The organism is Arthrobacter arabinosi, assembly GCF_054511115.1.
Genome location: NZ_JBTNDF010000001.1, coordinates 586,648 through 605,781 on the forward strand (window position 1 = coordinate 586,648; position 19,134 = coordinate 605,781).

The 19,134-nt window shown below is 70.9% G+C and carries 18 protein-coding genes; 7 read left to right on the forward strand and 11 right to left on the reverse strand.

Annotation, left to right across the window (positions count from 1 at the left end; all coding sequences use genetic code 11):
- The first annotated feature begins 1 nt into the window (after position 1).
- Complete coding sequence (locus ACX80P_RS02800) at positions 2-973, forward strand: COX15/CtaA family protein (RefSeq protein WP_459276498.1); 972 nt, start codon at positions 2-4, stop codon at positions 971-973.
- 21 nt (positions 974-994) lie between these two features.
- Here the strand turns inward: ACX80P_RS02800 and ACX80P_RS02805 are convergent, their stop codons facing one another.
- The gene (locus tag ACX80P_RS02805) at positions 995-1,894 is read right to left on the reverse strand and encodes a dihydrodipicolinate synthase family protein (RefSeq protein WP_459276499.1); all 900 of its coding nucleotides are present in this window, start codon (positions 1,892-1,894) and stop codon (positions 995-997) included.
- A 54-nt stretch (positions 1,895-1,948) separates the two neighbouring features.
- Complete coding sequence (locus ACX80P_RS02810; RefSeq protein ID WP_459276500.1) at positions 1,949-2,893, reverse strand: heme o synthase; 945 nt, start codon at positions 2,891-2,893, stop codon at positions 1,949-1,951.
- A gap of 364 nt (positions 2,894-3,257) precedes the next feature.
- On the opposite strand from ACX80P_RS02810, the gene tkt reads away from it, so the two are divergent.
- From tkt to pgl, 6 genes are read left to right on the forward strand one after another with little or no spacing between them, the layout of a single operon-like run.
- The gene (gene tkt / locus ACX80P_RS02815; RefSeq protein WP_459276501.1) at positions 3,258-5,435 is read left to right on the forward strand and encodes a transketolase; all 2,178 of its coding nucleotides are present in this window, start codon (positions 3,258-3,260) and stop codon (positions 5,433-5,435) included.
- A gap of 60 nt (positions 5,436-5,495) precedes the next feature.
- On the forward strand, positions 5,496-6,605 hold the full coding sequence (gene tal, locus ACX80P_RS02820) for a transaldolase (protein WP_459276502.1): 1,110 nt from the start codon (positions 5,496-5,498) through the stop codon (positions 6,603-6,605).
- 5 nt (positions 6,606-6,610) lie between these two features.
- A complete protein-coding gene (locus ACX80P_RS02825; RefSeq protein ID WP_459276503.1) occupies positions 6,611-8,260 on the forward strand; it encodes a glucose-6-phosphate isomerase in 1,650 nt (549 codons plus the stop codon).
- Between the two features lie 2 nt (positions 8,261-8,262).
- Entirely contained in the window at positions 8,263-9,807 is a 1,545-nt protein-coding gene (gene zwf / locus ACX80P_RS02830) for a glucose-6-phosphate dehydrogenase (protein ID WP_459276504.1), read from the forward strand.
- Positions 9,804-10,748 (forward strand): glucose-6-phosphate dehydrogenase assembly protein OpcA, encoded by a 945-nt coding sequence (locus tag ACX80P_RS02835; RefSeq protein ID WP_459276505.1) that lies wholly within the window; start codon positions 9,804-9,806, stop codon positions 10,746-10,748. Before zwf ends, ACX80P_RS02835 begins: the two co-directional genes overlap by 4 nt.
- Positions 10,738-11,553, forward strand: a complete 816-nt coding sequence (gene pgl / locus ACX80P_RS02840; RefSeq protein ID WP_459276506.1) for a 6-phosphogluconolactonase — start codon at positions 10,738-10,740, stop codon at positions 11,551-11,553. The genes ACX80P_RS02835 and pgl overlap by 11 nt, the downstream gene beginning before the upstream one ends.
- A 66-nt stretch (positions 11,554-11,619) precedes the next feature.
- On the opposite strand, the gene secG is transcribed toward pgl, so the two are convergent.
- The 9 genes from secG to rapZ form a co-directional block, all read right to left on the reverse strand.
- Positions 11,620-11,871, reverse strand: a complete 252-nt coding sequence (gene secG / locus ACX80P_RS02845; protein ID WP_459276507.1) for a preprotein translocase subunit SecG — start codon at positions 11,869-11,871, stop codon at positions 11,620-11,622.
- Positions 11,872-11,924: 53 nt separating this feature from the next.
- Positions 11,925-12,740: a triose-phosphate isomerase gene (tpiA, locus tag ACX80P_RS02850; protein ID WP_459276508.1), complete on the reverse strand. Its 816-nt coding sequence runs from the start codon at positions 12,738-12,740 to the stop codon at positions 11,925-11,927.
- Between the two features lie 118 nt (positions 12,741-12,858).
- Positions 12,859-14,109 (reverse strand): phosphoglycerate kinase, encoded by a 1,251-nt coding sequence (locus tag ACX80P_RS02855; RefSeq protein WP_459276509.1) that lies wholly within the window; start codon positions 14,107-14,109, stop codon positions 12,859-12,861.
- 10 nt (positions 14,110-14,119) lie between these two features.
- Positions 14,120-15,130 carry a type I glyceraldehyde-3-phosphate dehydrogenase gene (gene gap / locus ACX80P_RS02860; RefSeq protein ID WP_459276511.1) on the reverse strand — a complete coding sequence of 337 codons (1,011 nt, stop codon included), beginning with the start codon at positions 15,128-15,130 and terminating at the stop codon, positions 14,120-14,122.
- Positions 15,127-15,306, reverse strand: coding sequence for a hypothetical protein (locus ACX80P_RS02865; protein WP_459276512.1), 180 nt, complete (start codon positions 15,304-15,306; stop codon positions 15,127-15,129). The genes gap and ACX80P_RS02865 overlap by 4 nt, the downstream gene beginning before the upstream one ends.
- Positions 15,307-15,401: 95 nt before the next feature.
- On the reverse strand, positions 15,402-16,031 hold the full coding sequence (locus tag ACX80P_RS02870) for a superoxide dismutase (protein ID WP_459276513.1): 630 nt from the start codon (positions 16,029-16,031) through the stop codon (positions 15,402-15,404).
- Between the two features lie 114 nt (positions 16,032-16,145).
- On the reverse strand, positions 16,146-17,126 hold the full coding sequence (gene whiA, locus ACX80P_RS02875) for a DNA-binding protein WhiA (protein WP_459276514.1): 981 nt from the start codon (positions 17,124-17,126) through the stop codon (positions 16,146-16,148).
- Between the two features lie 10 nt (positions 17,127-17,136).
- The gene (locus tag ACX80P_RS02880) at positions 17,137-18,162 is read right to left on the reverse strand and encodes a gluconeogenesis factor YvcK family protein (protein ID WP_459276515.1); all 1,026 of its coding nucleotides are present in this window, start codon (positions 18,160-18,162) and stop codon (positions 17,137-17,139) included.
- Entirely contained in the window at positions 18,162-19,061 is a 900-nt protein-coding gene (rapZ, locus tag ACX80P_RS02885) for an RNase adapter RapZ (RefSeq protein ID WP_459276516.1), read from the reverse strand. Before rapZ ends, ACX80P_RS02880 begins: the two co-directional genes overlap by 1 nt.
- Positions 19,062-19,134: the final 73 nt, after the last annotated feature.

Sequence of the window (19,134 nt, forward strand, 5' to 3'; positions counted from 1 at the left end):
CATGACTCTCCCCGCACTCTCCCGCCTCGCGGCCACCCTGCCCCGCACGACGACACCCGTGGTGCGCCGGCTGGCCGTGGCCTCCCTCGTCTCGCAGATCGCCATCGTCGTGACCGGCGGCGCCGTGCGCCTCACCGCCTCCGGGCTGGGATGCCCGGAGTGGCCGCGCTGCACGGCGGACTCGATCGTCACCACGCCGGAGATGGGCTTCCACGGGGTCATCGAGTTCGGCAACAGGCTCCTGACCTTCGTGCTCGTCGTCATCGCCGTGGCCATGATCGTGTCCGTGCTCGGCATGCGGCGGCAGCGCAAGGACCTGTTCCGGCTGTCGGTCGGCCTCTTCCTCGGCATCCCCGCGCAGGCCGTCATCGGCGGGATCACGGTCTGGACGGGCCTGAACCCCTGGGTCGTGGGCCTCCACTTCGTCGTGTCCATGGTCCTCGTCGCCCTCGCCACCGTGCTGGTCGCCCGCGCCCGGCTCGATATCGACCAGTACCGGACCGTCCGCGCGCCCGCCGCGCCGCCCCTGCTGCGCCGGCTGCTCCTCACCGCGACCGTCCTCAGCTCGATCACGATCCTGCTCGGCGTCGTCGTGACCGGGGCCGGTCCGCACGCGGGCGACCACGGGGCCGCCCGCAACGGGCTCGACGCCGTCCTCGTGACGCGCCTGCACGCCCTCCCCGTGTACCTGCTGGTCGCCACCGTGGCGCTCGCCGTCGTCGTCGCCTACCGTTCCGGCGTCCACGAGAAGCTGCGCAGGGCGCTGGCGCTGTTCGCCGCGATCGTCCTCCTCCAGGGTGCGATCGGATACGCACAGCACTTCCTCCACCTGCCGATCGCGCTCGTGGCGCTGCACATGCTCGGGGCGTCGCTGCTCATGGCCGCCGCCGTGCACGCCCTGTACACGGGGACCACGCGGAAGGCCCTGCCGGGGACGCCCGCCGAGGCCAGGGTGCCGCAGGGCGTCTCCTAGGACGCGCCCCGCGCCGCGCCGTCACGCGTCGTCGACCTCGGCCTCGAGGATGTCGAGGAGCCGCCCGAGTTCGCGCAGCTCGGATCCGGGGCTCGGCAGCAGCGGCGGCCGGGGGTCCCCGGCGAGGATGCCGCAGGCCCGGGCGAGGAGGTGGAGGCCGCTGATCCTCCGCAGCCCGGCGACATGGTCCACGAGGGGTGCCAGCACGTGCCGGACGCGCTCGGTCTCCGCCCGGTCCCCGGCGACCACGGCATCCCGGAGACGGCGGTAGTAGCCCGGCAGGAGCGCCGCGGGCCCGCTGTGCCAGGCGTCGGCGGCCACCTCGCCCGTCATCATCAGGAGGTCCCCGCTGACACCGTGGCTGAAAGGCGCGGAGACGAGCCGCCCCAGTTCCGCGTACCGGGCGTTGAAGCTCACGGCGTCCGCCGCGGTGTCCTTGAACGCGACGACGTCCTGCAGGGACGACAGTTCGGCCACCACCTGCAGCGAGTAGTCGAACTGCGTGGTCCCGGGGTTGTTGTAGAGGCAGATGGGCAGATCCGTCGCCTCGTCGACCGCCCGGACCTGCGCCAGGACCTCGTCGTCCGTGAGGGGGACATAGGAGACCGGCGACAGCACGAGGCCTGCCGCTCCGGCCGCCTGCGCGTCCGTCGCGGCGTCGAGCACGTCGCGTGTGCCCACCGAGCTGATGCCGACGGCCACGGGGAGGCGGCCGTCGACGGCCTCGATGGCGGCGCGCGCCACCTGCGCCCGTTCGCCGCGGTCGAGGTAGGCGAAGCTGCCGGACGAGCCGAGGACCGTGACGGCGTCCACGCCGGAGGAGGCGAGCCCGCCCACGAGGCCGCGCAGGTCCGTGAGGGAGACGGAGCCGTCCGGCAGGAACGGGGTGAGGGGGTAGGCGATCAGGCCGGTGAAGTCCATGGGTGCAAGCCTAGGGCCCGCGGGGTCCGGGTGGAGCAGGGGGCCGGAGCCGGATCAGGCGAGGACGGCCGAGCCGACGAAGGGATCGATGGCCAGGGCGAGGAAGAGGACCGTCAGGTAACTGATCGATCCGTGGAAGACCTTCATCGCGGCCTTCGGGTGCAGCTCCCCCCGGTGGGCGAGGGAGTGCAGGCGGTGGGACTCGCGGAGGAACCAGGCCCCTCCGGCGATGGCCGCACCTGTGTAGACCCAGCCCGCGCCGGCGGGGATCAGCAGGAGCGAGCAGGCCACCATGGCCCATGCGTACAGGACCACCTGGACGGAGACGGCGCGGGCGCCGGCGATCGCCCCGAGCATCGGGACGTTGGCGGCGTTGTAGTCGTCGCTGTACTTCATGGACAGGGGCCAGTAGTGCGGGGGCGTCCACAGGAAGATGATGAGGAAGAGGACGACGGCGGGCCACTCGACGGCGCCGGTGACCGCGGCCCACGCGATGAGGACGGGCATGCAGCCCGCGGCGCCGCCCCAGACGATGTTCTGGGAGGTGCGCCGCTTCAGGACGAGCGTGTACACCACCACATACAGGAAGATCGCCGCCACGCCCAGCAGCCCGGCGAGCGGATTCGCCCCGAACCAGAGCACGAGGATCGCGACGATGCCGAGGAGCCAGGAGAAGACGAGCGCCTCGCGGGGCGTGACCTCGCCCGTCACCAGCGGACGGTTCTCCGTCCGGTGCATCAGCTTGTCGATGTCACGGTCGATGTAGCAGTTGAACGCGCCTGCGCTGCCCGCCGCCAGGGCGCCGCCGACCATGGTCGCGAGGATCAGGCCGACCGGAGGGAACCCTCCCTGCGCGAAGATCATGGTGGGAAGGGTGGTCACCAGGAGGAGTTCGATCACGCGAGGCTTGGTCAGCGCGAGGTAGGCCTTCGCCTTGCGACCGAGACCCTGACGGGCCTGCGGGGAACGTGCCGGAGCAGGAGCCTGCTGGGTCTTCACGAGGCAACACTTTCGATTCTTCCGGAGTAAAAGACAAGGCCCATCATACCCTTTTACGTCCTGTAGAAATCGGGGCGGGATCCCGGCGTACCGCTCCCCCGCCGCAGCACCGGGCGGGACGACGAATCGCGAGGGAGGACATTCTTCGAATCCCACCGTCGCTTCGCGGGCGGACGGGATAGTGTTGGCTGGAAAGCCCACTGTGGAAACGTGCCCGGAATAAGTGGACCCGGCGCAGTGCTGTCCCGGTCGGAGCTCGAATTCGCAGGATTCAACGGTGAACGGCCAGCCCGACGGCGTGCCTGAAGGCACGTCCCCGTCGGTGGCCGTTCCGGACAGAGAGGGGCCCGGAAACGTGCCACAGATGCAAGAGCAGGAACTGACCTGGACCGACCTCGACCGGAAGGCCGTCGACACGGCGCGCGTCCTGGCGGCGGACGCGGTGGAGAAGGTGGGCAACGGCCACCCCGGGACCGCGATGAGCCTCGCACCGGCGGCCTACCTGCTGTTCCAGAAGGTCATGCGGCACGATCCGTCGGATCCGGAGTGGACGGGCCGTGACCGGTTCGTGCTCTCCCCGGGCCACACCTCGCTCACCCTCTACATCCAGCTCTTCCTGTCCGGCTACGGCCTGGAACTCGACGACCTGAAGGCACTGCGCACCTGGGACTCCCTCACCCCCGGCCACCCCGAGTACCGCCACACCAAGGGCGTGGAGATCACCACCGGCCCCCTCGGCCAGGGCCTGGCCACCTCCGTCGGCTTCGCCTACGGCCAGCGCCGGCAGCGCGGGATGTTCGACGCCGACGCCCCCGAGGGCACCAGCCCGTTCGACCACACCATCTGGGTCATCGCCTCCGACGGCGACATGCAGGAGGGCGTGACGGCCGAGGCGTCCTCGCTCGCCGGGCACCAGCAGCTCGGCAACCTCGTGGTGATCTACGACGAGAACCACATCTCCATCGAGGACGACACCGACGTCGCGTTCACCGAGGACGTCCTGAAGCGCTACGAGGCCTACGGCTGGCACACGCAGCGCGTGGACTGGACGAAGACCGGCGAGTACGTCGAGGACGTCGCCGAGCTCTACTCCGCCCTCCTGGCGGCCAAGGCCGAGACGTCCCGGCCGAGCATCGTGTCGCTGCGCACCATCATCGGGTACCCGGCGCCGAACAAGCAGAACACCGGCAAGATCCACGGCTCGGCGCTCGGCAAGGACGAGGTGGCAGGCCTGAAGGAAGCCCTCGGCTTCGACCCGGAGAAGCACTTCGACGTGGATCCCGAGGTCCTCGAGCACGCCCGCGGTGTGGTGCAGCGCGGCGTCGACGCGCACAAAGCCTGGCAGGAGGGCTTCGACGCCTGGAAGGCCGGCCATGCCGACGAGGCCGCCCTGCTCGAGCGCATCCAGGAGCGCAGGCTGCCCGACGGCTGGCACGAGAGCCTGCCCGCGTTCGAGGCGGGCAAGGACATGTCCACGCGTGCCGCGTCGGGCAAGGTCCTCACCGCGATCGGCCCCGCACTCCCCGAGCTCTGGGGTGGCAGCGCCGACCTCGCCGAGTCGAACAACACCACGATCGAGGGATCGCCGTCCTTCATCCCCGAGAGCCGCCAGACGACGTCCTGGTCCGGCAACCCGTACGGCCGGGTGCTGCACTTCGGCATCCGCGAGCACGCCGCCGCCGCGATCGTCAACGGCATCGTGATGCACAGCAGCACCCGCGCCTTCTCGGGCACCTTCCTGATCTTCAGCGACTACCAGCGGCCCGCCGTGCGCCTCGGCGCGCTCATGGGCGTGCCGGCGATCTACGTGTGGACGCACGACTCCATCGGCCTCGGCGAAGACGGCCCCACGCACCAGCCGGTCGAGCAGCTCTCCTCGCTGCGCACCCTCCCCGGGCTCGACGTCGTCCGCCCGGGCGACGCCAACGAGGTCGCCGTGGCCTGGCGCACCATCCTCGAGAACACCGAGAACCCTGCCGGCCTGGTCCTGACCCGCCAGAACATCCCCACCTACGAGCGGGGCGAGGGCGCCGCCTCGGGCGACACGTTCGGCTCGGCCGAGGGCGTCGCGAAGGGCGGCTACGTGCTCGCCGAGGCCGCGAACGGGTCCCCCGACGTCATCCTCATCGGCACCGGCTCGGAGGTGCAGCTCGCCGTGGAGGCCCGCACCGCCCTCGAGGCGCAGGGCATCTCCGCGCGAGTGGTCTCCATGCCGTGCCTCGAATGGTTCAACGCGCAGGACGCGTCCTACCGCGAGAGCGTCCTCCCGCGCACCGTGCGGGCCCGGGTGTCCGTCGAGGCGGGCGTCGCGCAGAGCTGGCAGGGGATCGTCGGCGACGCCGGGCGCAGCGTGTCCCTCGAGCACTTCGGAGCCTCCGCCGACTACAAGACCCTGTACCGCGAGTTCGGCATCACCGCCGACGCCGTCGTGGCCGCCGCGAAGGACTCCCTGGAAGCCGTCGCCGCCGACCCCCTGGCACCAAACGGCACGGCGGCCATGCCCTCGGGCCACCGTGCCACGGAGACCGGCGACCAGCAGTAGCCCATCCGTTCCCATCCTTCAGCACCCATCTTCCGCGACAGCGGACAAGGAGCACACATCATGACCACCCCCACAGCTGATCTCTCGGCCGCCGGCGTCTCCATCTGGCTCGACGACCTCTCCCGGGAGCGCATCAACTCGGGCGCCTTCAAGCACCTCATCGAGGACCTCGACGTCGTCGGCGTCACCACCAACCCGAGCATCTTCGCGGCGGCCCTGAAGAAGGGCGAGTCCTACGCCTCCCAGGTCGGCGCCCTCGCCGAAGCCGGCGCGGACGTCGACCAGGCCGTCTTCGACATCACCACCCACGACGTCGCCCAGGCCTGCGACATCTTCGCGGCGGAGGCCAAGCGCACCAACGGCGCCGACGGCCGCGTGTCCATCGAGGTCGACCCGCGGCTCTCCCGCGACACGCAGGGCACCGTGGCCGAGGCCAAGCGCCTCCACGCGAAGGTGCAGCGCACCAACGTCCTCATCAAGATCCCGGCGACCGTGGAGGGCCTGGAGGCCATCTCGGAGACCCTGGCCGCCGGCATCAGCGTCAACGTCACCCTGATCTTCTCCCTCGAGCGCTACCGTGCCGTCATCAACGCCTTCATGCTGGGCCTCGAGCAGGCGAAGGAGAACGGCCGCGATCTGTCCAAGATCACCTCGGTCGCCTCCTTCTTCGTCTCCCGCGTCGACGCCGAGATCGACGGCCGGCTCGACGCGATCGGCTCGGACGAGGCCACGGCGCTCAAGGGCAAGGCCGGTCTCGCGAACGCCCGCCTCGCCTACCAGATCTTCCAGGAGCAGTTCTCCTCGGAGCGCTGGCAGGTCCTGGAGGCCGCCGGCGGCAACGCGCAGCGCCCCCTGTGGGCCTCCACCGGCGTCAAGGACCCGAACCTGCCCGACACGCTCTACGTCACGGGTCTGGTCGCACCGCACGTCGTGAACACCATGCCCGAGAAGACCCTGGAGGCCACCGCGGACCACGGCGTCATCGAGGGTGACACGGTCACGGGCACCTACGAGGAGTCCAACGAGATCCTGAACCGGCTCGACACGCTCGGCATCTCCTACACCGAGGTCGTCGACCAGCTCGAGACCGAGGGCCTCGACAAGTTCGTCGCCAGCTGGACCGAACTCCTCGAGACCGTCCAGGCCGCCCTCGACGCAGCGGAGGCGTGATCCCCATGGGCTCCTTCGCACTCACCGCCACCGGGGCCGCCCTCGCAGCGGTCGAGTCGGCCGTACCGGCACTCGTGAAGGACCGCGTCGCCTCCCGCCTGATGGCCAAGGACGCCACGCTGTGGGGCCCGGACGCCGAGCCGGAGGCCTCCGTCCGCCTCGGCTGGATCGACCTGTTCGACCGCTCGCGCGCGCTCCTGCCGGAGATCGCCGGACTCCGCGCCGACCTCCTGGCGGAGGGCGTCGACCGGATCGTGCTCTGCGGCATGGGCGGCTCCTCGCTCGCGCCGGAGGTCATCACCAGGGAAGCGGGCGTCCCGCTCGTGGTCCTGGACGCCACTGATCCCGACCAGGTGCGTGCGGCCCTCGAGGAGGGCCTGGAGCGCACCGCGATCGTCGTGTCGTCGAAGTCCGGCTCCACGGTCGAGACCGATTCGCAGCGCCGGCTGTTCGAGCAGGCGTTCACGGACGCCGGCCTCGACGCCGCCTCGCGGATCATCATCGTGACCGACCCCGGGTCGCCGCTGGACGAGGCGTCGCGGAAGGCCGGCTACCGCAAGGTCTTCAACGCCGACCCCGACGTCGGCGGGCGGTACTCGGCCCTTACCGCGTTCGGCCTGGTGCCCTCAGGCCTTGCCGGCGCCGATGTCGAGACGCTCCTGGACGACGCGGAGGACGGCGCGGAATTCCTCGGTGACGACACCGACGACAACGTGGGCCTGCAGCTCGGCGCCGTCCTCGGCGGGACGCTCCCGCTGCGGGACAAGATCGTCTTCGCGGACGCCGGGTCGGGCCTGCCCGGGTTCGCCGACTGGGCCGAACAGCTCATCGCCGAATCGACCGGCAAGCTCGGCACCGGGCTGCTCCCCGTCGTCGCCTCCAGCGACGCACCCGAGCTGGGGGACGTGGCGGACGACGTCCTCCCCGTGGTCCTCGCCCCGATCGACGAGGCCCCGGGCGGAGAACCGGCGGAGGGCACGCGGGTCACCGTCAGCGGCACCCTCGGCAGCCAGTTGTTCGTCTGGGAGTACGCCGTCGCGGTCGCGGGCCGCCTGCTGGGCATCAACCCGTTCGACCAGCCCGACGTCGAGGCCGCCAAGAAGGCGGCGCGCGGGCTGCTCGACGCCCGGCCCGAACCGGCTCCGGCGGCCTTCGTCGACGGAGCGGTCGAGGTCCGCGGCGACGCCGGCCTGCTCGGCTCCGCACGGACCGTCGGCGAGGCGCTCCGCGCGCTGCTCGCCACCCTCCCGGAGAACGGCTACCTCGCCGTGCAGGCCTACCTGGACCGGCACGGCCAGGCGGACCTCGAAGCCGTGCGCTCCCCGCTGGCCGCCGCCACCGGCCGCCCGGTCACGTTCGGCTGGGGTCCGCGCTTCCTGCACTCCACCGGCCAGTACCACAAGGGCGGCTCCCCCGTCGGCGTCTACCTGCAGCTGACAGGGACGAGCAGCACCGACCTCGCGATCCCCGAGCGCCCCTTCACGTTCGGGGAGCTCATCAGTGCGCAGGCCGCCGGTGACGCCCAGGTGCTCGCCGACCACGGACGCCCCGTGCTCCGCCTGCACCTGACGGACCGCGCAATCGGCGTCGCGCAACTCCGGGACGCCATCTCCTCCCTCGCCGCCGCCGGCGAGGGCCACCACCGGAACGGGTGAGCATGCCTGACAGCACCAGGGCGAAAGCCTCCAACCCCCTGCGGGATCCGCGTGACCGGCGGCTGAGCCGGATCGCGGGTCCCTCGTCCCTCGTCCTGTTCGGGGTGACGGGTGACCTCGCCCGCAAGAAGCTGATGCCCGCCATCTACGATCTCGCCAACCGGGGGCTCCTGCCGCCGAGCTTCGGCCTGGTGGGCTTCGGCCGCCGGGAGTGGTCGAACGAGGAGTTCGTGGAGCAGGTCCGGGAAGCCGTGACGCAGTACGCGCGGACACCGTTCAACGAGACGGTGTGGGAGCAGCTCTCGGCGGGCATCCGCTTCGTCCAGGGCAGCTTCGACGACGACGAGGCGTTCAAGAAGCTCCGGGAGACCATCGAGGAGCTCGAGGGCAGCAGGGGGACGCGCGGCAACCACGCGTTCTACCTGTCGGTCCCCCCGAACGCGTTCGAGACGGTCTGCCAGAAGCTCTCCGAGCACGGCCTGGCGGAGCCCGACGACGGCCAGTGGCGCCGCGTGGTCATCGAGAAGCCCTTCGGGCACGACCTCGCGTCCGCCCGGGAACTGAACACCATCGTCGAGAGCGTGTTCCCCCCGGACTCGGTATTCAGGATCGATCACTACCTGGGCAAGGAGACGGTCCAGAACATCCTGGCGCTGCGCTTCGCGAACCAGCTCTTCGAGCCGCTCTGGAACGCCAACTACGTCGACCACGTGCAGATCACCATGGCCGAGGACATCGGGATCGGCAGCCGCGCAGGCTACTACGACGGCGTCGGCGCGGCCCGCGACGTCATCCAGAACCACCTGCTGCAGCTCCTCGCGCTCACGGCGATGGAGGAGCCGATCTCCTTCGACGCCGACCACCTGCGCGCCGAGAAGGAGAAGGTGCTCGCCGCCGTCGTGCTGCCCGCCGACCTGTCCGGGCGGTCCGCCCGCGGCCAGTACGAGGCCGGCTGGCAGGGCGGGGAGCGCGTGAACGGGTTCCTCGAGGAGGACGGCATCCCCGCCGATTCCACCACCGAGAGCTTCGCCGCGCTGCGCCTGGACATCCACACGCGCCGCTGGGCGGGGGTCCCGTTCTACCTGCGCGCCGGCAAACGGCTCGGTCGCAGGGTCACGGAGATCGCCGTCGTGTTCAAGCGGGCACCGAACCTCCTGTTCCAGGACCACCACGAGGAGGACTTCGGACAGAACGCCGTGGTCATCCGTGTGCAGCCGGACGAGGGCGTGACCATCCGCTTCGGTTCGAAGGTGCCGGGGACGCAGACGGAGGTCCGGGACGTGACCATGGACTTCGGCTACGGGCACTCCTTCACCGAGTCCAGCCCGGAGGCCTACGAGCGGCTCATCCTCGACGTCCTGCTCGGTGAACCGCCGCTCTTCCCCCGCCAGGCGGAAGTGGAGCTGTCCTGGAAGATCCTCGACCCGTTCGAGAAGCACTGGGCGTCGCTGGACGCGCAGCCGGAAGCCTACGTGCCCGGCAGCTGGGGTCCGGCCTCCGCCGACGAGCTGCTCGCAGCCGATGGACGAACCTGGAGACGACCATGATCGTGGAACTGCCCGACACCACCACCTCGAAGGTGTCGAAGGAACTGATGTCCCTGCGGGACAGCGGTGGCGTCGTCGCGCTCGGGCGCGTGCTGACGCTGGTCGTGATCACCCGCTCCGGCTACGAGGAGGAAGCGATCGACGCCGCGAACCAGGCGAGCCGGGAGCACCCCTGCCGCATCATCGTGCTGGCCGGGGAGTCCCCGGACGAGCCGACCCGCCTCGACGCCCAGATCCGCGTCGGCGGCGACGCCGGCGCCTCCGAGGTCGTCGTCCTGCGCGGGTACGGGGAGCTCTCCGAGGAGAACGAGTCCCTCGTCTCCGCCCTCCTCCTGCCCGACGCCCCGATCGTCGCCTGGTGGCCCCACGGAGTCCCCGACGCCGCGGCGCAGACCTCGATCGGCAGCATCGCCCACCGCAGGATCACCGACTCGGCCAACGAGAAGGATCCGACGGCCGCGCTGTTCAACATCAGCAGCACCTACGAGGCCGGCGACACCGACCTCGCGTGGACGCGCCTGACGAACTGGCGGATCCAGCTCGCAGCCGTCCTCGACCAGCTTCCGGGCGACCAGCCCGTCACCGCGGTCACCGTCGAGGGGGCCTCCGACTCCCCGAGCACCGTCCTCCTGGCCGCGTGGCTGACGAAGGCCCTCGACGCCCCGGTCACGATCGTGGCCGGCCCGACCGGGACCGGGCTCAGGCGGGTCCGCCTGACCCGCAGCGGCGGCGACGTCGAACTGCACCGTCCCGATCACGACGTCGCCGAGCTGTACCAGCCGCACCAGCCCGTCCAGCGCATCTCGCTGCCGCGCCGCGCGCTGCGGGACTGCCTCGCCGAGGAGCTGCGGCGCCTCGACCCGGACGAGGTGTTCGGCGAAGTCATCACCGAGGGCCTTGCCCGAACCAATCTGAGGAGTGTGCGCACGAGTGAGCGCTGAACCGAAAGTCAGCATCCATCCCACCCAGGGCTCCCTCGCGGCCGCCGTCGCCGCCCGGCTGATCACCCGGCTCGTCGACGTGCAGAGCGAGCGGGGGACGGCGACCGTGGTGCTCACGGGCGGGTCCATCGGGACGGCGGCCCTCGAGGCCGTGGCCGAGTCCCCCGCCCACACCGCGGTGGACTGGGCCAACGTCCACTTCTGGTGGGGCGACGAGCGCTTCCTGCGCGCCGCGGACCCGGACCGCAACGCGGTCCAGGCCCGGGCGGCCCTGCTCGACCGCATCGCCGTCGATCCCGTGAAGATCCACGAGCTCGGGTCGAAGGACGAGTTCCCCGACGAGGACGCCGCGGCCGCCGACTATGCGGAGCAGCTCGCGGCAGCCGCGCGGGCGGAGCTCGCCGCGGACGAGGACATCGTCCAGCCCGATCCCCGCCTGCCCCGCTTCGACGTCCTCCTGCTCGGCGTCGGCCCGGACGCGCACGTCGCGTCCCTGTTCCCGGAGCTGGCCGGCATCCGGACGCGGGGCGCGACGACGGTCGGCGTCCCCCACGCGCCGAAGCCGCCGCCGCAGCGCGTCTCGCTCACCCTCGAAGCCATCACGTCGGCGCAGGAGGTGTGGCTGGCGGTCAGCGGCAGCGACAAGGCCGGCGCGGTGGGTCTCGCCCTGGCCGGGGCCGGACACGTGCAGGTCCCCGCCGCGGGCGCCAGGGGCCTGAAGAAGACCCTGTGGCTGATCGACCAGGACGCGGCGCAGAAACTTCCCGGGCGCCTCATCGACCACGACGACGAGTCGTCCGACTGACAGGGTCCACCGAGGACGAAGCCCCCGCGTCCGGACGGACGCGGGGGCTTCGGTGTCTCGGGCGTTCTAGACCTCGCCGGCGAACCGCTGGATGAGGCCGAGGGCGACGATGACGACGCCCCAGGCCAGCCCGAGTGCCACCGTGAAGCGGTTGAGGTTCCGCTCGGCTACCCCGGAGGATCCCATGCTCGACGTCATGCCGCCACCGAACATGTCCGACATGCCACCGCCGCGCCCCTTGTGGAGCAGGATCAGCAGGGTCAGCAGGAGGCTGGTGATCCCGAGCAGGACGAGCAGGATGATACGAAGGATTTCCACGGGGCCCTTTCAAGGCTCGGTAGCCGCTCGATGGAGCGGCCGGCGCACGGAACTTAGTCTGTCACCAGATGCTGTTCGAACCTGACAATACTAGCAAACTCGGCCACGTCGAGGCTCGCCCCGCCCACCAGGACGCCGTCCACGTCGCGCTCCCCCAGGATGCTCGCGGCGTTGGCTGCCTTGACCGATCCCCCGTACAGGAGGCGGGTCTTCGCGGCCGTCCCGGCGTCGAACAGCGAGCCGAGCTCGGCGCGGATGGCGGCGCACATCTCCTGGGCGTCCTCGGGCCCGGCGACCTCTCCGGTGCCGATCGCCCAGACCGGCTCGTAGGCGACGACGAGCCCTGCCGCCTGCTCCGCCGACAGTCCTGCCACGCCCTGGCGGAGCTGCTCGAGTGTGTGCGCGACGTGCGTCCCGGCCTGGCGGATCTCGAGGCCCTCGCCGACGCACAGGACGGGGACCAGCCCGTGCCGGTAGGCCGCGTGCACCTTGCGGTTCAGCAGCTCGTCCGACTCGGCGTGGATGGTGCGGCGCTCGGAATGGCCCACGAGGACGTACGTGCAGTCGAGCCTGGCCAGGAACTGTCCGGAGATGTCGCCGGTGTAGGCGCCGGAGTCCTCCGGGGAGAGGTCCTGCGCGCCGTACACGACGTCCAGGGTGTCGCCCTTCACGAGGGTCTGCACGCCCCGCAGGTCGGTGAACGGCGGGAACACCGACACCTCGACGCGCGAGAAGTCGTGGCCCGCGTCATCCAGCGTCCAGGCGAGCTTCTGCAGGAAGGTGATGCCCTGCATGTGGTCCAGGTTCATCTTCCAGTTGCCCGCGATGAGCGGGCGGCGGTCGAAGGTGCCGTTGGTCGAGGTGGTCATCGTCGTACTCCATCTGTTCGTGGGATCCGCCCGGCCGGGGCCGGGCGGATCCCGCCATTCCTGTGCGCCCGGGAGGGGCGGCTGGTCCTGCCGTCGGCCGCGGGACCGGGACCGTCCGCTAGTCGCGGGCGAGGGCCGTCAGGCCCGGGAGTTCCTTGCCCTCGAGGTACTCGAGGCTCGCGCCGCCACCCGTGGAGATGTGCCCGAACTGGTCGTCCCCAAAACCGAGGCCGCGGACGGCCGCGGCGGAGTCGCCGCCGCCGACCACGGTCAGGGCACCGTCCGCCTGGGCGTCGACGAGGGCCTGCGCGACGGCGCGGGTGCCGGCGGCGAAGGCGTCGAACTCGAACACGCCCATGGGCCCGTTCCAGAACACCGTCTTCGCCTCCTTGATGTTCGCGGCGAAGTCCTGGCTCGTCACGGGCCCGATGTCGAGTCCGATCCCCGAGGCCCCGAAGGTCCCCGCCTCGATGGCGTCCGCGGCGGCCACGCCGGCCCGCGCGTCGGCCGCGAACTTCTCGGCGACGACGATGTCCGTCGGCAGCACGAACTGCGTGCCGTCCCGTGCACCGCGCTCGAGGTAGCCCCGCACGGTGTCGAGCTGATCCTCCTCCAGGAGGCTCGCCCCGACCGGGTGGCCCTGGGCGGCCAGGAACGTGAACACCATGCCTCCGCCGACGAGGATGCGGTCGGCGGTGCCGATCAGGTTCTCGATGACGGCGAGCTTGTCCGACACCTTGGATCCGCCGAGCACGACGACGAAGGGCCGCTGCGGGTCCTTCGTCAGCTTCTCGAGGACCACGAGTTCGGCCTTCACGAGGTCGCCCTGGTAGGCGGGCAGCAGGGCCGCGACGTCGTACACGCTCGCGTGCTTCCGGTGGACGGCGCCGAAGGCGTCGTCCACGTAGGCTCCGTCGGGGCCCGCGAGATCCGCGAACTCACGCGCGAGGGCGCCGCGCTCGGCGTCGTCCTTGCTCGTCTCACGGGCGTCGAAGCGCACGTTCTCGAGCACCAGCACCTCGCCCTCGGACAGGGCTGCGGCCGCGCTGCGGGCACCCTCCCCCGTGGTGTCGGAGGCCAGGGCGACCGGGAAGTCCGCGAGGTCCCGGAGGACGTCGACGGCCGGCTTCAGCGAGTACTTCTCCTCCGGAGCGCCCTTCGGCCGCCCGAGGTGGGCCAGGACGATCACGGCGGCCCCGGCCCCGGTCAGCTTGCGCAGGACGGGCAGGGACGCGCGGACGCGGCCGTCGTCGGTGACCGTCAGGTCGGGGACCTCGCCCTCGAGGGGCACGTTGAGGTCGGAGCGGACGAGGACGCGGCGTCCCCGGACCCCTTCGGCGAGGAGGTCGTCGAGCGATGCGTAAGCCACGGGCGACCGCCTAGGAGAGCTTGGCGGCGACGATTTCGGTCAGGTCGACCAGGCGGTTCGAGTAGCCCCACTCGTTGTCGTACCAGCCGACGACCTTCACCTGGTTGCCGATGACCTTGGTCAGGCCCGAGTCGAAGATGCACGACGACGGGTCGGTCACGATGTCGGAGGACACGATGGGGTCCTCGGTGTAGGAGAGGTAGCCCTTGAGCGAGCCGTCGGCCGCGGCGGCCTTGTAGGCGGCGTTGACCTCCTCGGCGGTGACCTCGCGGCCCACGGTGACCGTGAGGTCGGTGGCGGAGCCGGTGGGGACGGGGACCCGGATGGCGTAGCCGTCGAGCTTGCCCTTCAGTTCGGGCAGGACGAGGCCGATCGCCTTGGCCGCACCCGTCGAGGTGGGGACCATGTTGATCGCGGCGGCGCGCGCACGGCGCAGGTCCTTGTGCGGGCCGTCCTGCAGGTTCTGGTCGGCGGTGTACGCGTGGATGGTCGTCATGAGGCCGCGCTCGATCCCGAAGGAGTCGTTGAGGACCTTGGCGAGGGGGCCGAGGCAGTTCGTGGTGCAGGAGGCGTTCGAGATGATGTGGTGGTTCTCGGGGTCGTAGTCGCCGTCGTTGACGCCGAGAACCACGGTGAGGTCCTCGTCGGAGGCGGGCGCGGAGATCAGGACCTTCCTGGCGCCGGCGTCGATGTGCTTCTGCGCGTCCGAGGCCTTGGTGAAGAACCCGGTGGACTCGATGACGATGTCGACGCCGAGGTCCTTCCAGGGCAGGTTCGCGGGGTCGCGCTCGGCGAGGACCTTGACGCGCTTGCCGCCGACGACGAGGTCTCCGCCGTCGACCTCGACGGAGGCCTTCAGCCGGCCGGTGACGGAGTCGTACTTCAGGAGGTGCGCGAGGGCCTCGGGGCTCGTGAGGTCGTTGACCGCGACGATCTCGAGGTCCGAGCCCTGCTCGAGGGCGGCACGGAAGTAGTTGCGGCCGATGCGGCCGAAGCCATTGATTCCAACGCGAGTAGTCACTGGTTTCCATCTCCTTCATAGGTGGTGTCGCCTTGCTGACCCTTGGCGGGCGACGCCGGCGACGAATAAATCTGTACCGGGCACGCCGTCGTGCCGAAATTCTCGGGTCCTGCTGGTTCCTGCGGGTCCTGCACCGCGGCGTCCGCCGGAGCGGTGCCGGGACCGAAGCCCTGCACCGCTCCAACCTTACTCAGCACGGCCCTCGGGACGCACTCGTGACGCGGGCCGCCGGACCGGGAGGGGCACCTCCGCGGCCGGACGGCCGGGGTGCTCAGGCCCCGGGGGTGATGAGGCTGGAGGCCCCCGTGCGCGCTGCCTGGAAGCGTGTCTGGACGTCGGCCCAGTTCACCAGGTTCCACCAGGCCTTCACGTAATCGGGCTTGACGTTCACGTAGTCGAGGTAGAAGGCGTGCTCCCACATGTCGAGCATCAGCAGCGGGATCGTGCCCACGGGCACGTTGCCCTGCTGGTCGTAGAGCTGCTCGATGACGATGTTCCTGCCCAGCGGCTCGTAAGCGAGGACGGCCCAGCCGGAACCCTGCAGCGAGGTCGCCGCGGCGGTGAAGTGCGCGCGGAAGGCGTCGAACGAGCCGAACGCGTCGTCGAGGGCCGCGGCGAGCTCACCCTCGGGCTTGTCGCCTCCCTCCGGGGACATGTTCTTCCAGAAGATGCTGTGGTTGATCACACCGCCGACGTGGAACGCCAAGTCCTTGGACAGTTTCGGGATCGTGCCGAACGCTCCCTTCTCGCGGGCCTCGGCGAGCTGCGCGAGGGCGTCGTTGGCGCCCTTGACGTAGGTGGCCTGGTGCTTGGAGTGGTGCAGTTCCATGATCCGGCCCGAGATGTGCGGTTCCAGGGCGGCGTAGTCGTAGTCAAGATCCGGCAGTACGTATTCGCTCACGTAGTCCTCCATGTAGTGATCCCGGTGCCCGCGCGACCGGCGGACCCGAGGGGTCCGGACGGCAGGCGTCCCGCTCGATCAGAAGCGGGCTTGCCGTTCCATCCTATGACCCATTCATTCGTCGAGCATGTCCGCGGTGACATTCGCGTCCGTGCCCGGGATCCCGATGTCCTGCGCCCTCTTGTCGGCCATCGCGAGCAGCCGGCGGATCCGCCCGGCGATCGCGTCCTTGGTCATCGGAGGGTCGGCGAGGCGGCCGAGCTCGTCGAGGCTGGCCTGCTTGTGGGCGACCCGCAGCTCGCCCGCGTAGCGCAGGTGGTCCGGTACGGTCTCCCCGAGGATCTCGAGGGCGCGCTCCACGCGGGCGCCCGCGGCGACGGCGGCCTGGGCCGAGCGGCGCAGGTTCGCGTCGTCGAAGTTGGCGAGGCGGTTGGCGGTGGCACGGACCTCCTTGCGCATGCGGCGCTCCTCCCACACCATGAGGGCGTCGTGGGCGCCCATCCGGGTCAGGAGGGCGGCGATGGTGTCGCCGTCGCGGATGACGACGCGGTCGACGCCGCGCACCTCACGGGCCTTGGCCGCGATGTCGAGCCGGCGGGCCGCGCCGACGAGGGCCAGGGCGGACTCCGGCCCGGGGCACGTGACCTCCAGGGAGGAGGACCGGCCCGGTTCGGTCAGGGAGCCGTGGGCGAGGAACGCGCCGCGCCACACCGCTTCGGCGTCCGCCGTGGAGCCGTTGACGACGGCAGACGGCAGGCCGCGGACGGGCCGGCCCCTGCTGTCGAGCAGCCCGGTCTGGCGGGCGAGGGACTCCCCGTCGCGGACCACGCGCACCACGTACCGGTTGCCGCGCTTGAGGCCTCCGCCGGTGACGACGATGATCTCGCTGTTGTGCCCGTACACCTCGGCGATCGCGGCCCGCAGCCGGCGGGCCGTCGATGCGAGGTCCACCTCGGCCTCGATGACGATCCTGCCGGAGATGATGTGGAGGCCGCCGGCGAACCTCAGCAGCGCGGACACCTCGGCCTTGCGCACCGAGGACTTCTTGACGTCGAGGTGGGACAGCTCCTCTTTGACGTCGGCGGTCAGTGCCACAGATACACTCCTAGATCTCCCCGAACATGTCGTTGTAGGACGTCGCCAGCCGCAGCGGATCATGCACGGGTTTGCCGGTCGAAACTCCCACTCTACCGAAGACGGCGCGCCCACCCATCCCGGCGACGGCCCGCTCGAACTCCTTCCGGTCCGCCACGACCGAGGGGTCCACGAGGACGACGTCGAGGGTCAGCTCGGGAGCGTACCGCGAGATGACCGCGAGGTGGTCGATGGCGCTCATGCCCTGCGTCTCGCGCGTGTCGTTGCTCAGGTTCATGGTGAGGCACCGCCGGGCGGAGGTGCGGCACAGGGCGTCGCGCAGGTCCGGCAGGAGCAGGTGCGGCAGCACGGAGGTGTACCAGGAGCCCGGCCCGAGGACCACCCAGTCGGCCAGTTCGACGGCCTCCAGGGCGTCGTGGCAGGCGGGGGCGTCGGAGGGGACGAGCCGCACGTTGCTCACGTTCCCGGTGTCCGCGGCGACCGCCAGCTTCGCCTGGCCGGACACCGTGGTGACGCGCAGCGACCCACCGACCTCGCTGAGGACGTCGCCCTCGATGGTCAGGGGCACGCTCGCCATGGGCAGGACCCGGCCGCGCGCCCCGAGCAGGGCGCCCGCCCACTGCAGTCCGGCGACGGGATCACCGAGCAGCTCCCACAGGGTGACGATCAGGAGGTTCCCCATGGCGTGGTCGTGGAGGGATCCCTCCGCGCCGTTGCGGGAGGAGAAGCGGTGCTGCATGACGTCGCGCCACGTGCGTCCCCAGTCGGTGTCGTCGCACAGGGCCGCCAGCGCCATGCGCAGGTCCCCCGGAGGCAGTACCCCGAGTTCGCGCCGCAGCCGCCCGGAGGATCCGCCGTCGTCGGCCACCGTCACGATCGCGGTCAGTTCCTGCGTGAGGAGCCTCAGCGCGGACAGCGACGCCGACAGCCCGTGGCCGCCCCCGAGGGCGACGACGGTCGGGCCGGCGCCCTGGCCCTCACCTGGCCGGCGTGCGGCCGGCGGGATGAGCGGCAGCGGTCCGGAGAACAGCGCCACTATTCACGCCCGAGGTCGCGGTGGTGGGCCGAGACCTGCACCCCGGGCAGCTGCGCGAGCCGCTGCGCCATCTCCTCCGTCACGGCCACCGAGCGGTGCTTCCCGCCGGTGCAGCCGACGGCGATGGTCGCGTAGTGCTTGTTCTCGCGGCGGTACCCGTCCAGGACGGGGACGAGGGCGCCGACGTAGCGGTCGATGAAGTCCCCCGCACCCAGCGCGTCGAGCACGTAGTCGCGCACCGGCGCGTCGAGTCCCGTCTGGGGGCGCAGGGTCGGCACCCAGTGCGGGTTCGGGATGAAGCGCACGTCGGCCACGAAGTTGGCGTCCACGGGGAGCCCGTACTTGAAGCCGAAGCTCATGACGTTGAGGCGCAGGACGATGGGCCCGGCGTCGGAGAACAGCTCGGTCACGGCGGTCGCGAGGGCGTGCACGTTCAGCTTGGTCGTGTCGATGACGACGTCGGACGAGTGCTTGAGCTCCTTCAGGACCTCACGTTCGGCGGCGATGCCGTCCAGGATCCGGCCGTCGCCCTGCAGGGGGTGCGGCCTCCGGCCCTGCTCGAAGCGCCGCACCAGGACGTCGTCGTCGGCGTCGAGGAACAGGACGCGGTGGGTGACGCCCGCGGACCGGAGCGCGTCCAGCGACGCCTTGATGTCGTTGAAGAGTTCCTTGCCGCGCACGTCGATGACGACGGCGAGCTTCGGGATCGACTGCGGCGTGCGCGCCACGAGTTCCGTGAGGGTGGTGAGCAGCTGGGGCGGGAGGTTCTCGACCACGTACCAGCCGTGGTCCTCGAGGGCGTTGGCGGCCGTGCTGCGCCCGGCGCCCGACATGCCGGTCACCACCAGCAGCTCGGATTCGGTGGGTTTGACCGGCGTCAGGCTCGTGGCCTCAGTCATCGTGATGGATCCGTTCCGGCTCGACGGGGCTCCCGGTGGTCCGGCGTTCCCTGATGTGTATGTCCACGTATGT